This window comes from Novosphingobium sp. 32-60-15 (genome assembly GCF_002280675.1).
Taxonomy (GTDB): domain Bacteria; phylum Pseudomonadota; class Alphaproteobacteria; order Sphingomonadales; family Sphingomonadaceae; genus Novosphingobium.
In genome coordinates, this window is sequence record NZ_NCEN01000019.1 from 57,954 (window position 1) to 72,856 (window position 14,903).

General features: G+C 58.3%; 12 protein-coding genes and 1 tRNA gene. 4 read left to right on the forward strand and 9 right to left on the reverse strand.

Going from position 1 to position 14,903, the window contains the following annotated elements:
• Positions 1-89: 89 nt before the first annotated feature.
• Positions 90-1,052 (reverse strand): N-formylglutamate amidohydrolase, encoded by a 963-nt coding sequence (locus tag B7Y89_RS13430; RefSeq protein ID WP_292939013.1) that lies wholly within the window; start codon positions 1,050-1,052, stop codon positions 90-92.
• A 150-nt stretch (positions 1,053-1,202) separates the two neighbouring features.
• On the opposite strand from B7Y89_RS13430, the gene cpdR reads away from it, so the two are divergent.
• The gene (gene cpdR / locus B7Y89_RS13435; RefSeq protein WP_292939014.1) at positions 1,203-1,586 is read left to right on the forward strand and encodes a cell cycle two-component system response regulator CpdR; all 384 of its coding nucleotides are present in this window, start codon (positions 1,203-1,205) and stop codon (positions 1,584-1,586) included.
• Positions 1,587-1,710: 124 nt separating this feature from the next.
• Positions 1,711-1,785, forward strand: a tRNA-Val gene (locus B7Y89_RS13440).
• 95 nt (positions 1,786-1,880) lie between these two features.
• Here the strand turns inward: B7Y89_RS13440 and B7Y89_RS13445 are convergent.
• Positions 1,881-2,645 carry a crotonase/enoyl-CoA hydratase family protein gene (locus B7Y89_RS13445; RefSeq protein WP_292939015.1) on the reverse strand — a complete coding sequence of 255 codons (765 nt, stop codon included), beginning with the start codon at positions 2,643-2,645 and terminating at the stop codon, positions 1,881-1,883.
• Positions 2,646-2,838: 193 nt separating this feature from the next.
• Between B7Y89_RS13445 and B7Y89_RS13450 the strand changes: the two genes are divergently transcribed.
• Positions 2,839-4,062, forward strand: a complete 1,224-nt coding sequence (locus B7Y89_RS13450) for an NADP-dependent isocitrate dehydrogenase (protein WP_292939016.1) — start codon at positions 2,839-2,841, stop codon at positions 4,060-4,062.
• A 297-nt stretch (positions 4,063-4,359) separates the two neighbouring features.
• Complete coding sequence (locus B7Y89_RS13455) at positions 4,360-6,144, forward strand: cation:proton antiporter (protein ID WP_292939017.1); 1,785 nt, start codon at positions 4,360-4,362, stop codon at positions 6,142-6,144.
• Between the two features lie 53 nt (positions 6,145-6,197).
• On the opposite strand, the gene alaS is transcribed toward B7Y89_RS13455, so the two are convergent.
• The 7 genes from alaS to B7Y89_RS13490 all read right to left on the reverse strand — a co-directional run bounded on the left by alaS (position 6,198) and on the right by B7Y89_RS13490 (position 14,880).
• A complete protein-coding gene (alaS, locus tag B7Y89_RS13460; protein ID WP_292939018.1) occupies positions 6,198-8,843 on the reverse strand; it encodes an alanine--tRNA ligase in 2,646 nt (881 codons plus the stop codon).
• Positions 8,844-8,886: 43 nt separating this feature from the next.
• On the reverse strand, positions 8,887-9,717 hold the full coding sequence (locus B7Y89_RS13465) for a class I SAM-dependent methyltransferase (protein ID WP_292939019.1): 831 nt from the start codon (positions 9,715-9,717) through the stop codon (positions 8,887-8,889).
• 50 nt (positions 9,718-9,767) lie between these two features.
• Positions 9,768-10,394, reverse strand: a complete 627-nt coding sequence (locus tag B7Y89_RS13470; protein ID WP_292939020.1) for a glutathione S-transferase — start codon at positions 10,392-10,394, stop codon at positions 9,768-9,770.
• A 150-nt stretch (positions 10,395-10,544) separates the two neighbouring features.
• Positions 10,545-11,615, reverse strand: coding sequence for a recombinase RecA (gene recA / locus B7Y89_RS13475; RefSeq protein WP_054107567.1), 1,071 nt, complete (start codon positions 11,613-11,615; stop codon positions 10,545-10,547).
• 322 nt (positions 11,616-11,937) lie between these two features.
• Complete coding sequence (gene gdhA, locus B7Y89_RS13480; RefSeq protein WP_366416195.1) at positions 11,938-13,293, reverse strand: NADP-specific glutamate dehydrogenase; 1,356 nt, start codon at positions 13,291-13,293, stop codon at positions 11,938-11,940.
• A 153-nt stretch (positions 13,294-13,446) separates the two neighbouring features.
• Positions 13,447-14,181, reverse strand: coding sequence for an SRPBCC family protein (locus tag B7Y89_RS13485; protein WP_292939021.1), 735 nt, complete (start codon positions 14,179-14,181; stop codon positions 13,447-13,449).
• 48 nt (positions 14,182-14,229) lie between these two features.
• Positions 14,230-14,880 (reverse strand): adenylate kinase, encoded by a 651-nt coding sequence (locus B7Y89_RS13490; protein WP_292939022.1) that lies wholly within the window; start codon positions 14,878-14,880, stop codon positions 14,230-14,232.
• Positions 14,881-14,903 lie beyond the last annotated feature (23 nt).

Below are 14,903 nucleotides of genomic sequence, written 5' to 3' on the forward strand. Positions count from 1 at the left end.
TAACGGGTGCACCTTGGTGCACCTCCTCCCTGAACCTTGGCCACCTGGAGTTTATCTCCGGGTGGCTTTTTATTTGGAGAGGCGTTGCATCACTCTGCGGCAGCGCGCCAACGGCCGCGATCAGCGGTGCGGCCAAGTTCTGCCACGTCCACGGCCAAGCGCCGCACCAGCCCGATAAGCAAGCTTACCGTAGCGTCAAAACCGACCCCAAGTTCAAACTGGCGCTGATCAAGATAGCATGTGCGGTCGATCTCAAGCTGGAAACAATGCACCCCTTCATGCCGTTTGGCGTGGCGCTCCAGCACATACCCGCCGGCGTAAGGCCGATTATGCGACGCCCTCCGCGCAGATTGCGCAAGCACGGCGAATGCGGATCCGATGATTCCGCCATCACATGAAGACCCGAATCGGTCTCCGATCACAAACTCCGGCGCGGCCTCTCCTGCAGAGCGTGCTGCCAAAGGCGGCATGGAGTGAAGGTCAATGAGCAGTGCCGCACCCCAACGATCGCGAATCAGTTCAAGCGCCGACGCCAAAGCAGAGTGGTATGGCTGATGGATTGCGCCAATGCGGTCTTGCAATTCAGCATGGTCCAGCCTCCGCTTCCACAATTCGCCAAGGCCGGGCAGGCGGCGTGGGACCAGCCCCAGCCCGCTGCGGGCGCGACGGCTGAATGTTCCAGGCAACGTCGATGCGTCTGCTGGCACACCCCCCAGCATCTCCCAATCGACGTCGTCACATGACCGGTTGAGATCGAGCATGGCACGCGGCGCGTGGGCGACCAGCAACGCGGCTCCCGTTTCAAGGGCCACGGCTTCTGCCAGCAAATCAACGTAGCGGTCTTCAAGCCGGGGCGCGGCGAAATCCGGGTGGCGCATCCGGTCGAGCAGTGCCCTTGGATAGGCTCTGCCCGCGTGAGGCACGGCAATCACCACGGGGATTGGCGAAGGATCGCACAATTTCAACACGTAAGCCGGTATGCCGGGATTGCCGGGGACCGTGCCCCCGTGCACGAACACCGAATCTCCTGCTTGCTTGCCAGAGTCTTGCATGTTCAACTCGTGCAACCGATTCGATATGAAGTCAAAAAAACGTCTGATATCCCTGTCGGCAGAATTTTAACCGGATAGCGTTTATAGCGTTCCAGACACACAGCATTGAACCGCTGCAATTTGAACCGCACTAACAAACAAGGGTTAGCCATGATCCGGATCCTGCTCGCCGAAGATGAAGAGGCGATGCGCACTTACCTTTCACGCGCTTTGGAAAACGCAGGTTTTTCGGTGTCTTCGGTAGACCGGGGTACAGCCGCGATCCCGTTGCTTGAACGCGAACACTTTGATCTCCTGCTCTCGGACATTGTCATGCCCGAGATGGACGGGATTGAACTGGCGCAGCGTTGTGCAGAAATCAGCCCGGCCACCAAAGTGATGTTCATCACAGGCTTTGCCGCAGTAACGCTCAAGGCGAATCGCGAAGCACCGCAGGCCCGCGTGCTGTCCAAGCCATTCCACCTCAAGGACCTCGTTCTCGAAGTGCAGCGCGTGTTCGAAGATGCACCGATCATGGGCACGCAACAGCCGTGAATGAAGGTGCCTTGGCAGGCGCCTTGCAATTACCCCCTTGCCTTGGTCAAATGCCAAGGCTAATGGGCCGCTTCCCGACGACGCTACGGACACCCGGATAGTCGCTGCGGACGCATGATGGTGCGGGCGTATAGCTCAGTGGTAGAGCACTATGTTGACATCGTAGGGGTCGCAAGTTCAATCCTTGCTACGCCCACCATCACATAGAAAACCCCGCCTTGGCGGGGTTTTTTGTTGCTCTGATGCTGCAAATGGCTGGAACAGTAAGCCTGCTGCTGCCCCAGGCATCGCCATTCATTTGCCCTGCCAGTTGGGCTTGCGCTTCTGGGCGAAGGCGGCCGCACCTTCACGCGCATCCTGCGATGTCAGCACCGGCATTGTATAGGCCGTTTGCTTCTCCCACATTTCCGCCTCAGTCCATTCATGCGAATCGCGAATGATCGCTTTTGAGGCCATCAACGCCAGCGGACCGTTTTCTGCGATCTTTGCAGCCAATGCTTTGGCTCCATCGATGGAAGGCCCTTCTGTAATTTGATTGATGAAGCCGATTTCATAAGCGCGCTGCGCGGTAATGAAATCTCCCGTCAACGCCAGTTCCATGGCGATGCGCGGCGGAATTTGACGGGGCAATCGCATCAGCCCGCCAGCAGCAGCAGCCAAACCGCGTTTGGCCTCTGGAATGCCGAACATCGATGAAGCGCTGGCCACAATGAGATCGCACGCCAAGGCCAATTCCATACCGCCTGCCAAAGCATAGCCGTCCACGGCAGCCACGACCGGCTTTCTTGGCGATTGCTGGGCAAGGCCACCAAAACCGCGTCCGGGCACAGACGGCATCTCGCCGCGAAGAAATGCCTTGAGGTCCATCCCTGCGCAAAACGTGCCGCCAGCACCCGTCAGGACAGCGCAGCGCAGCGCGTCTTCGGCATCCAACCGCTCCATCGCCGCGGCTATGCCCTCGGCAACGGCACGGTTCACAGCATTCTTGGCGGCAGGTCGATTGATCGTGACGATCAGAACATTGCCATCGACTTCGGTCAGAACTTCAGCTTCGCTCATCACTTGCACTCCTGGTGTTTCACCCAACTTTAACCGGTCGCTTAAAGCTTTGACCTGGAATACCGCGTGCTGTCCAGAGCGCAGAACAAAGGCAGCGTCAAAAATTGCAGATATCCGCGCCCCGCCTTGCGCGTCCGCGCCTCTCTGCTAAGGGAAAGCCAAATTTCTCCCCAGCTGAAAAGACAGGACAGACATGGCGAAGATCAAGGTGAAGAACCCGGTCGTCGAAATCGACGGCGACGAAATGACCCGGATTATCTGGGAATGGATCCGTGAACGCCTGATCCTTCCCTACCTCGATATCGATCTCAAGTATTACGATCTCTCGGTCGAGAAGCGTGACGAGACGAACGACCAGATCACGATTGATTCTGCCAACGCGATCAAGGAATTCGGCGTCGGCGTGAAGTGCGCCACGATTACGCCTGATGAACAGCGCGTCGAGGAATTCAACCTCAAGTCGATGTGGAAATCGCCCAACGGCACGATCCGCAACATCCTTGGCGGCGTTGTTTTCCGTGAACCCATCGTGATCCAGAACGTCCCGCGTCTGGTGCCCGGTTGGACCGACCCCATCGTGGTTGGCCGTCACGCTTTTGGTGACCAGTACCGCGCCACCGATTTCCTCGTTCCCGGCCCTGGCAAACTGCGCCTCGTCTGGGAAGGTGATAATGGCGAAGTGATTGATCGCGAAGTCTTCAAGTACCCATCAGCCGGCGTTGCCATGGCAATGTACAATCTTGATGATTCGATCCGCGACTTTGCCCGCGCCAGCCTCAACTATGGCCTGAACCTTGGTTGGCCAGTATATCTTTCCACCAAGAACACGATCCTCAAGGCCTATGATGGCCGTTTCAAGGACCTGTTCCAGGAAGTGTTCGACACCGAAGGCTTCAAGGAAAAGTTTGCAGCCGCCGGTATCGTTTACGAACACCGCCTGATCGACGACATGGTCGCCTCGGCGCTCAAGTGGTCGGGCAAGTTCGTTTGGGCCTGCAAGAACTATGACGGTGACGTGCAGTCCGATACCGTGGCGCAGGGCTTTGGTTCGCTCGGCCTGATGACCTCGGTGCTGATGACGCCCGATGGCAAGACGGTTGAAGCCGAAGCGGCACATGGAACGGTGACGCGCCACTATCGCCAGCACCAGCAGGGCAAGCAAACCTCGACCAATCCTATCGCGTCAATCTTCGCATGGACGCGTGGCCTCATGTATCGCGGCAAGTTCGACGAAACGCCTGAAGTGGTGAAGTTTGCCGAAACGCTTGAGCGTGTGTGCATCGAAACCGTTGAAAGCGGCAAGATGACCAAGGATCTCGCGCTGCTCATCGGCCCAAGCCAGGCCTGGATGACCACCGAGAAGTTCTTTGAAGCCATTGTCGAAAACCTCGAAGCGGAAATGGCCAAGGGTCTTTAATCCCACCAGCCGTTCCAGCTTACCAATGCAAAAGGCCCCGGTTCACCCCGGGGCCTTTTTCGTTTGACGTTTATGTCGTTTGCAAACCCATCCGTCGTAAACCCACCCCCAGCCCCTCCGTCAAGGGAGGGGAGTTTAGAGAATGCCCCTCTCTTGAGGGAGGGGAGCGAGGCTGATTGAGCCAAAGGCGAAATTAGTCGCAGCGGGGAGGGTTTGCGAACCTATCGTGTTTGCAAACGCTAAAATCTCTCTTGGTTTGGCCGTGACACTGGCGGCCCTATTCCCTAACCAACAGACATGGCTGGAAATCTCGAACCGACAACTGCACTCTCCGATGTTCTCGTCGTGTTGGGAGCTGCCGGAATTGTGATTCCGGCCTTCGCTAGGCTGCGCATCACCCCGATCATCGGATTTATCCTTGTGGGCCTTGCGGTTGGCCCGTTCGGTCTTGGCTCGCTCGTCACACAATATCCGTGGCTCTATCACGTCACGATCACCGATCCGGCTGCGATCACACCGTTTGCGGAATTCGGGATTATTCTGCTGCTTTTCGAGATCGGCCTCGAACTTTCGTTCAATCGCTTATGGGATATGCGCCGATTGGTGTTTGGCCTTGGCGCGATGGAATTGGGCGTGTCGGCGTTCCTGCTGGCCGGTGTATTGATGGCATCGGGCTTGCCCATCAGCGGCGCTTTCGGCCTTGGCCTTGCCTTGGCGCTGTCCTCAACTGCGCTTGTCCTGCCCATTTCGGGAACACAAGGCCCGGTCGGACGCGCAGCGCTGGCGATGCTTTTGTTCGAAGACATCGCGCTTGTTCCGATCATCTTCATCCTTGGCGCATTTGCCCCTTATGCGATTGCCGATGCCGGCCCATCCTTGGGGGAAACCCTGCTGTATGGCGGGCTCGTGGTTGCTGCGCTGCTCGTCTTCGGGCGGATGCTGCTGCCGCGCCTGTTCGCACAAGCGGCCCTGACCAAAAGCCCAGAATTGTTTCTGGCCGCCACCATGCTGGTCGTTATCGCATCGGCGCTTGCCACTTCCATGGTCGGACTATCGCCCATTATGGGCGCGCTGCTGGCAGGCTTGCTGATCGCTGAAACGGAATACCATAGCGAGGTCGAGGCCATCACCAAGCCGTTCAAGGGCCTCGCCCTGGGCGTATTTCTGATCACCATCGGCATGGGCATCGATTTGCGCGTGGTATGGGCCCAGATCCTACCGCTGACGGCGGCGGTGCTGGGCGTGGTCATTCTCAAAGCCATGGTTACTGCCTTTGCATTGCGCGCGATGGGCAAAGAACGCGCAACGGCGCTTGAAGCGGGCATCCTTATGGCAAGCCCGTCCGAAACGACCCTGATCGTACTCACCGCCGCTGGTGAGGCTGCGCTTATTGACCGGGAAACCGCACAGTTCTGGCAAATTGTCACAGCCATCGGCCTGACCATCACGCCGCTACTGGCTTTGCTCGGACGATCATGGGGCCAACGTGTCGCCAATGGGTCGGCCGATGCCGGACAAGCCGTTCCCGTGGCTGAACCCGAAGGCGAGCGCGTCGTCGTGATGGGCTTTGGCCGTGTCGGCAGATTGATTGCCGAATTGCTGACGGTTCATGGCGCGCCGTGGCTTGGAATCGACACCAATCCGGCCATTGTCAAAGCGGCGCGCAACGATGGTCTTCCCGTTGTGTTTGGCAATGTCGATAGCGAGGCTGCCATCCAGCGCCTTGGGCTGGACAATGCCAAAGCGATGATCCTGACCATGGATGAGCCGGTGCTGATCCTGCGCCTGGTCAAGAAGTTGCGCACGGCACATGCCCACTTGCCCATTATTGTGCGTGCCCGCGATGCCAGCCACGCTGCGGCGCTTTACAAAGCAGGCGCCAGCCACGCCGTGCCTGAAACGCTTGAAAGCTCGTTGCAACTGTCCGAAGCCGTGCTTGTTGATCTGGGCTTTCCGATGGGCCCGGTCATCGCATCCATCCACGAAAAGCGCGATGAATTCCGCCAGAAAATCAAAGAGGAAGGCGAGCTGAATTCATTGCCAAGGCTGAAATCAGCCTCGCTTAGAGATCGAGCTTCCTGATGAAGGACGCCCACCTTCGCCATTAAGGCGAAAGTGGTGCGTATTGTCGATGATTACCCGGCCAAAACAGCGCGGGCCGCAGCGACGGCATCCGCAGCCTTCGTACCATCTGGCCCGCCGCCTTGCGCCATGTCAGGACGGCCACCGCCACCCTTGCCGCCCAGCGCCGCAACGCCTGCGCGCACAAGATCAACCGCGCTGACTTTGCCGACAATGTCCTCTGTCACGGCTGCTGCAATGCTGGCTTTGCCTTCATTCACCGCCACGATCACCGCAACGCCGGAACCCAGTCGTTGCTTGGCCTGATCAAGCAGTCCGCGCAAATCCTTGGGGTCAAGGCCTTCCAGCACCTGGCCCGAAAACTTCACACCGTTGATCTCTTCGTCTGCATTCTCGGCCTTGGCTGAGCCGCCGCCAAGTGCCAGCGCCTTCTTCGCCTCAGCCAATTCGCGCTCAAGCTTCTTGCGCTCTTCCATAAGCGCGGCAACGCGGGCTTCAACGTCTTCAGGCGTGGTGCGCAAGATGGCAGCCGTGTTCTTGAGCGCATCTTCACGCGCGATGAACCACTGGCGCGCGCCCTCACCCGTCAGCGCCTCGATCCGGCGTACACCCGATGACACCGCGCTTTCCGAAACGATGCGAAACACACCGATGTCGCCCAATGCACGGACATGGGTGCCGCCGCACAGTTCGACCGAATAGTGCTTGTCCGCCACACGGCCCATGCTGAGCACGCGAACTTCATCGCCATACTTCTCGCCAAACAGCGCCATTGCGCCCGCTTCGATAGCGTCATCGGGCGTCATCAACCGCGTGCTGACAGTCTCGTTCGCGCGGATCTCAGCATTCACTTCAGCCTCGATTGCCGCGATGTCTTCGCTTGTCAGCGCCGTCGGCTGCGAGAAGTCGAAGCGCAAACGGTCTGCCGCAACAAGCGATCCCTTCTGCGTGACATGGCCACCCAGACGCCCGCGCAAAGCCGCGTGCAGCAAGTGCGTTGCCGAATGGTTTGCGCGGATCGCATCGCGGCGCGCGAGGTCAATATCCAGCTTCACCACATCGCCGACCTTGATCGAACCGGCATCAACCACCGCGTTGTGCGCATGCAAACGCCCCAGCGGTTTTGACGTATCGCCCACCGTCAGCGCCAGCCCGTCAACGCCGGTAATTGTGCCTGCATCGCCCGACTGGCCGCCGCTTTCGCCATAGAAAGGCGTTTGGTTGACGATGACCGTTACAGTCTCGCCAGTGCTTGCCGCAGAAACTTCCTTGCCATCTTTCACAAGCGCGACGACTTGCGCTTCACCCGTGGTTGCAGTGTAGCCGGTAAATTCGGTCGCGCCGACGCGTTCGGCGATATCAAACCAGACTTCACCATCCGCCGCCTGGCCCGATCCCTTCCACGCTGCCCGAGCCGCTGCCTTTTGCTGCGCCATCGCCGCATCAAAGCCTTCACGGTCAACGCTGATCCCGCGTGCGCGCAGGGCGTCCTCGGTCAAGTCATAAGGGAAGCCGAATGTATCATAGAGCTTGAACGCAGTCTCGCCGGGCAGCTTATCGCCTTCACCCAACGCGCCGGTCGTCTCATCAAGCAGCTTGAGCCCGTTCGACAGCGTGCGGCGGAACTGCACTTCTTCGCGCAGCAATGTTTCTTCGATCAACGGCTGCGCCCGGCCGAGTTCGGGATAAGCCGCGCCCATTTCTGCCACCAGCGCAGGCACCAAGCGGTGCATCAACGGATCGCGCGCGCCCAGCAAGTGCGCATGACGCATGGCGCGGCGCATGATCCGCCGCAGCACATATCCGCGGCCTTCGTTCGAAGGCAAAACGCCATCGGCCAAAAGGAAGCTGGTCGACCGCAAGTGATCGGCGATCACGCGGTGGCTGGCGCGCTGATCGCCCTCAGCCCTGACCGAGGTGAGGCTTTCAGACGCTGCAATCAGGGCCTTGAAGGTGTCGGTGTCGTAATTGTCATGTTCGCCCTGCATCACCGCAGCGATGCGCTCCAGCCCCATGCCGGTGTCGATGCTCGGCTTGGGCAGGTTGCCGGTAATCTCGCCAGCAGTCTGTTCAAACTGCATGAATACGAGGTTCCAGATTTCAATAAACCGGTCGCCATCCTCTGTGGGCGATCCCGGAGGGCCGCCCCAGATGTGATCGCCATGATCGAAAAAGATTTCCGAACACGGTCCACACGGACCATCATCGCCCATCGCCCAGAAGTTGTCCTTCGTGGCAATGCGGATGATGCGGTCTTCGGGCAGTCCGGCGATCTTCTGCCACAGCGCGAACGCCTCATCATCGGTGTGATAGACGGTGGCGATCAGCTTTTCTTTGGGTAAACCCCATTCGCGGGTCAACAGCGTCCAGGCATGCGTGATCGCCTGCTCTTTGAAGTAATCGCCGAACGAGAAGTTGCCGAGCATCTCGAAGAACGTGTGGTGGCGCGCGGTATAGCCCACATTATCAAGATCGTTATGCTTGCCGCCTGCGCGCACGCACTTTTGCGATGATGTGGCACGCGGCGTTGCCCGTGTTTCCAACCCGGTAAACACGTTCTTGAACGGCACCATGCCCGCGTTCGTAAACATCAGGGTCGGGTCGTTGTAAGGCACAAGTGGAGCAGACTGTACCACGTCATGGCCAGCAGAGCCGAAGTAGTCGAGGAAGGAGCGGCGGATTTCGTTCGTCGATGTCATAGCCTGCCGATTAGGCGAGCGTTTGACGCGCTACAAGCACGTTTCATCCATTAGTGTGATCGGATGTTGCGGTTACAAGCCACGCGGCGGCAGGGAAAGTCACGCGAGCACCATCAAAATGCGCTTCAACCAAGGCCAAGAGATGCTTTTCGAAGTCCGCCCTCTCCTCGGGCGGGAGTGTGCGCAGGGCAAAAGCGGATGGACCGATTCGCCGAAATAGCGCCATAGCCTCGGCTACGGCATCAGGCCCCACCCCTGCCACATATGCGAAATCGACAGGCCTTAACGCCAATTCGCGCCATCCGGCCAAACACCGGCGAACATGGTCTGGGTCGGCAAAGGCGAATGGGCCGGGCGCATATGGCTGCACCGGGGCACTTTGCGCGGCTGGCAAAAGTTCAGCGATGGCTGCGGCCCAAATGTTCTCTGACGGCTTGCGAAAACACGTGAACACGAGCCGCGCATTTGCGGCGGCCTGTGCAGCCAGATGCCTGAACGCCGCCGGTGGGTCGTCAAAAAACATTACGCCGTGACGGGACACATAAAGATCAGGAGTCCCGCCGGGGCAGGACCACTTCGCGGCATCGGCAAGCTCGAATGACAAGTTGCGCGTTTCGGCGGAACGCAGTTTTGCTGCAGCGATCAGGTCTGGAGAGACATCGACACCGGACACTTGCGCGTCAGGACGATCGGCTGCAACGGCCATTGCGACCTCACCTGCTCCGCATCCGATATCAACGATGCAGCTGCCCGGTTCGGCTGCAATCGCTGAGAGCAATTGCGGCGTCAGTTCTGAAAAACTTGTGTCGGTGCGCTGCCATTCGGTCGCCCAGTTGCGGCCAACCCCGCCTTGCCAATCTTTGATATCCGTCATGCTCGAAGGCTAATGCCGAAGTCCGTTTAGAGCAAGGTTGGCCCAACAAGTTACATCGTAAAGTAAGTGCCGCCTTTCACGCGCGCGCGCTGCCAGGCTGGACGGGCATGAATGGCGGCAACAAAGGCAGCAAGCTTGGGCAACTTGGCACCCTGCCCCTGCATCACCGCCACTTCTGCAGGGAAGCTCAACATTACATCGGCTCCGGTCCAAGTATCACCGATGAAATGACCGGATGGACGCAAGATGTGTTCCATGTAGCCAAAATGGGCAGCGAGTTGATCTGCGATGCGCGGCGCGATTGGTGCTGCAGCCTCGCCAAGCTTTGCTGTGTAAAGCTGCAACAGCACCGGCGTCATTGCCGAACCTTCGGCAAAATGCATCAATTCAAGATGACGCAGTGCATCATCAGTGCCGGGCGCTGGCAGCCATGCTCCATTGCCGTAACGCTCACACAATGTTTGAACAATCGCCGCCGATTCTGCGATCACACGCCCATCGATTTCCACGAGTGGTGACTTACCCAGCGGGTGCACGGCCTTCAATTCTGGCGGCGCCAGGTTTGTCAGGGCATCCCGCGTATAGTGCCGGATCTCATATTCACGACCCAGTTCTTCCAATAGCCAAAGGATGCGCTGCGAACGGCTGTTGTTGAGGTGGTGAACGATGATCGACATTGCACTTCTCCAAATTATTAATCGGGAGGTTAACGCGCAACTTGGCCCATGGGTACCAAAAAACCCGCGTATTCCTGCCGGGGAATACGCGGGCTCTTTGGTTTGGTCAGCCGCCGCACTGGTCAATATGCGGCCTACTGCCTTGAAGGATCAAACGTCGTCGTCCGCGTCCGGGCCCGCCATCAATCCTTCGGCAACCTGATCGGTGCGGCCGCGAATCGCAGCTTCGATGCGGTTGCAGATCTCCATGTTCTCACGCAGGAAGTTCTTGGAATTCTCACGCCCCTGCCCGATGCGGATAGAGTCGTAACTGAACCAGGCGCCTGACTTTTCAACCACACCGGCCTTCACGCCAAGGTCGAGAATTTCGCCAATCTTGGAAATGCCTTCGCCATACATGATGTCGAATTCGACTTGCTTGAACGGCGGCGCGACCTTGTTCTTTACGACCTTAACGCGCGTTGCGTTGCCGACGATTTCATCGCGGTCCTTGATCTGACCTGTGCGGCGGATGTCGAGACGGACCGAAGCGTAAAACTTCAAGGCATTGCCGCCGGTCGTCGTTTCAGGATTGCCGTACATCACGCCAATTTTCATGCGCAGCTGGTTGATGAAGATCACCATGCAGCGCGAACGGCTGATCGATCCGGTCAACTTGCGCAGCGATTGGCTCATCAAGCGGGCTTGAAGGCCAACGTGGCTGTCGCCCATTTCACCCTCGATTTCGGCACGAGGAACAAGAGCGGCAACCGAATCGACCACAAGCACGTCAATTGCATTCGAACGCACCAGCGTGTCGACGATTTCCAGTGCCTGCTCACCCGTATCAGGCTGCGAGACGATCAGTTCGTCAATGTTCACGCCCAGCTTGCGCGCATAGACCGGGTCAAGCGCGTGCTCGGCATCAATGAACGCAGCGGTGCCGCCGCCCTTCTGGGCTTCGGCAATCACATGCAATGCAAGCGTGGTTTTGCCCGAGCTTTCCGGACCATAGATTTCAATCACACGGCCACGCGGCAATCCGCCGACGCCAAGCGCGATATCAAGCCCAAGCGAGCCGGTGGAAATTGCCTCCACTTGCATGGTTTCTTTCGAGCCCAGCTTCATTGCCGAACCCTTGCCGAACGCACGGTCAATTTGCGCAAGGGCTGCGTCGAGCGCCTTTTGACGATCCATGTCCTTGATCTTACCTTCCTCGATGAGCTTGAGCTGTGCCGCCATGGCTACGTATCCCTTGCTAGAGTTGGCTCACATGAACCGTCAACAAGGGCTTTGTACTCCTTGTGTTCCATTAGAACAAGAGGGGAACAATATTTTTGTGCCTATACGGAATCAAGAGCAGCCAAATACCTAAGCTGCAAGCGGAATTCCGCCAAAGCTGTTGACGAATGATCGGCAAAAATTGCCTGATCATCACAGCGCTCCATGCGCCAATCGCTTCGGATTTGGTGCAATAAGCGCCCGCGCCAAGCCTTTTCGGCAAAAGTCGCGATCTGAGTCGGCCCTGCCTCCCGAGTCTCGGGCGGCAGGGCAAACCATTGGGTCAAACTACGCCAAACGCCAGCATGGCATCGGCAACCTTCTTGAAGCCTGCGATATTCGCACCCTTCACGTAATCCACATAACCGCCGCCTTGATCGCCATAGGCAAGGCAAGACTTGTGGATCCCGAGCATGATGTCCTTCAGCATCTGCTGCAATTCGTCTTCTTTCCACGAGCGCCGTTCAGAGTTCTGGCTCATCTCAAGGCCGGAAACCGCCACCCCGCCAGCGTTGGACGCCTTGCCGGGCGCGTAGAGGATCTTCGCGGCCTTGAACACGTGAACGCCGTCAAGATCGGTCGGCATATTGGCACCTTCCGACACCGCCTTGCAGCCGTTGGCGATCAGCATGCGGGCATCATCGCCGAGCAATTCGTTCTGCGTAGCGCACGGCAGCGCAACGTCGCACGGCACGCCCCACGGCGTCTTTCCGGCATGGAAGGTGGCCCCGGGATAGGCCTCGACATATTCTTCAATCCGCCCGCGACGATGCGTCTTGTGGCTTTTCACCCAATCAATCTTTTCCTGATTGATGCCGTCGGGATCGTGAATGTAGCCTCCGGAATCCGACATCGTCAGGACCTTGCCGCCAAGCTGGACGATCTTCTCCGCAGCATGGGTCGCAACGTTGCCCGATCCTGAAATGACTGCCGTTTTGCCTTGCAGGTCTTCGCTCTTGGTCGCCAGCATGTTTGCGAGGAAATAGACCGCACCATATCCCGTTGCTTCTGTCCGGATAAGCGAACCGCCCCACTCAAGCCCCTTGCCCGTCAGTACGCCGGTGAAGTTGTTGGTGATGCGCTTGTACTGGCCGAACATGAAGCCAATTTCGCGCGCGCCCACGCCAATATCGCCTGCCGGAACATCGACATCCGCGCCGATGTGCCGGTAGAGCTCGGTCATGAACGATTGGCAAAAGCGCATGATCTCACGCACGCTTTTGCCCTTGGGATTAAAGTTCGAACCACCTTTGCCCCCGCCCATTGGCAGGCCTGTCAGCGCGTTTTTGAAAGTCTGTTCAAACGCCAGAAACTTCAGCACTGACTCGGTGACCGAAGGGTGGAAGCGGATTCCGCCTTTGTATGGCCCGATCGCGTTGTTGTTCTGCACCCGCCACCCACGCTGGACGCGGACATTGCCGTTGTCGTCTTCCCAGCAGACGCGAAACGACACGACGCGGTCAGGTTCTGCGATGCGGCGCAGGATTTGTTGGGCGTGATATTCTTCCTTGTCCTGCATGAACTCGAAGATGTCTTCGGCAACTTCTTGCACCGCCTGCACAAATTCAGGCTGATGGGCGTTTCGTTTTTTCACGCCCTCCATGAATGTCGGTAAATCGACATGATCGGTTACGGCCACAATTCTCTCCCCTGATTCGAACCTAAACTAGGCTTACCGTGGTGGCAGATGCGGCCCGTACCGCGGCGACTTCTGCCTAAGGGCCGAGTCGCGCTTTTGTTGGGGAGAGATTAGCGGCTTTTAGCTTTGGCAAAAGCACGGAAACGCATGGACTTATCGGGGAGGCGCGTCCTCTTTCTTCTTAAACATTTTATCCAGCGCCGCTTTTACAGATTCACCCGCCGCCGCCTCGTCCAAAGTGGGGTCAGGTGCAGGCACCGAGTTTTCGCCAGACGGAATTTCGCTTACGGCAATACCTTCGGACGCTGAACCAGAAACGGGTGCTTGCAACGGTACGACCAGTTTAACCAGGCTGCCAAGTTGCTCGGCCAGGACCTTTTCCACTGCGCCCGAAATCGTGTCAGCTTTATATCGCATGTAGCCGCCAACAACGTATTCCCAGAGAATGCGGGTGCCCTTGCCGTTTGGCAGATCAACCGGCTTGAATGTGACCGTCATGGTGCCCGTGACTGCTTCTGATTGCAGCGGCCCCAACCCTCCGGTCATGCGCAAGGCGCGGTAAGGCTCGGCATAGAGCACACGCATGTGCATGACCGATCCCGGACGTTGGCTGACGGGTGCGTCTTTGGGCACGGGCAACTTTTCGCAGAAGCAACCGTTCGCCGACGGATCGAGGCTAAGGTTTACGGCTTCACCAGAGAACGTATGCCCATTGCTCCACCACTTTGCCGGGGAAACAAATGCGTTCCAAGCCGCCGCTGGCGGGGCTGCCACCTCGCCAGTAACGCGAATGACAAAACCGGCCTCGCTCTTTTGAACGACCTCAGCACACGCAGGAACGGCGAGACCCGAAAGCCCCGCCGCCAAAAATACCAGATACTTGCGCATGGAACGGCCCCTTCCGTCCGCGCCGGGACGGGCGAACCGAGATCACAATTAGCGCCCGTTCAGGATCGCCTCAATAGCCGCAGTGACTTCGTCCATATCGGCCATACCATCGACGCGGGCAACAATACCGTTGCCTTCGTAGATCGGGAGGATCGGCGCGGTCTTGGCGCGATATTCCGCCATGCGCGTACGCACGGTTTCTTCGTTATCATCCGGACGGCGCTTAAATTCGTGGGAACCGCACTTGTCGCACGTGCCCTCAACTACAGGCTTTTCGAACGTATCGTGATAGCCCTTGCCGCACGACGCGCAGGTATAACGGCCGGTGATACGCTCAACCAAGGCGTCCTCGTTCACGTCGAGTTCTACGACATGGTCAAGCTTGCGTCCGCGGCTTTCCAGGATTGCCTCAAGGGATTTTGCCTGCGGAGCGGTGCGCGGGTAGCCATCGAAAATCGCGCCTTGATCGGCAGGCATGGCATCGAGTTCATCGCCGATCAAAGCCGAAACGATATCATCGGAAACGAGTTGACCTGCTTCCATGACCGCTTTGGCTTTAAGACCAACCGCGGTCTCCGCCTTCACGGCCGCGCGCAGCATGTCACCGGTGGAAAGCTGCTTCATGCCGTGGCGTTCGACCAGACGTTGAGCCTGCGTCCCCTTGCCTGCGCCCGGAGGCCCCAACAGGATAATGTTCACGAATTCATTCCCCTCTCAACCGG

Coding starts and splice junctions, on each gene's coding strand:
- B7Y89_RS13430 (WP_292939013.1), bottom strand. CDS start 1,052: ATGCAAGACTCTGGCAAGCAAGCAGGAGATTCGGTGTTCGTGCACGGG.
- cpdR (WP_292939014.1), top strand. CDS start 1,203: ATGATCCGGATCCTGCTCGCCGAAGATGAAGAGGCGATGCGCACTTAC.
- B7Y89_RS13445 (WP_292939015.1), bottom strand. CDS start 2,645: ATGAGCGAAGCTGAAGTTCTGACCGAAGTCGATGGCAATGTTCTGATC.
- B7Y89_RS13450 (WP_292939016.1), top strand. CDS start 2,839: ATGGCGAAGATCAAGGTGAAGAACCCGGTCGTCGAAATCGACGGCGAC.
- B7Y89_RS13455 (WP_292939017.1), top strand. CDS start 4,360: ATGGCTGGAAATCTCGAACCGACAACTGCACTCTCCGATGTTCTCGTC.
- alaS (WP_292939018.1), bottom strand. CDS start 8,843: ATGACATCGACGAACGAAATCCGCCGCTCCTTCCTCGACTACTTCGGC.
- B7Y89_RS13465 (WP_292939019.1), bottom strand. CDS start 9,717: ATGACGGATATCAAAGATTGGCAAGGCGGGGTTGGCCGCAACTGGGCG.
- B7Y89_RS13470 (WP_292939020.1), bottom strand. CDS start 10,394: ATGTCGATCATCGTTCACCACCTCAACAACAGCCGTTCGCAGCGCATC.
- recA (WP_054107567.1), bottom strand. CDS start 11,615: ATGGCGGCACAGCTCAAGCTCATCGAGGAAGGTAAGATCAAGGACATG.
- B7Y89_RS13485 (WP_292939021.1), bottom strand. CDS start 14,181: ATGCGCAAGTATCTGGTATTTTTGGCGGCGGGGCTTTCGGGTCTCGCC.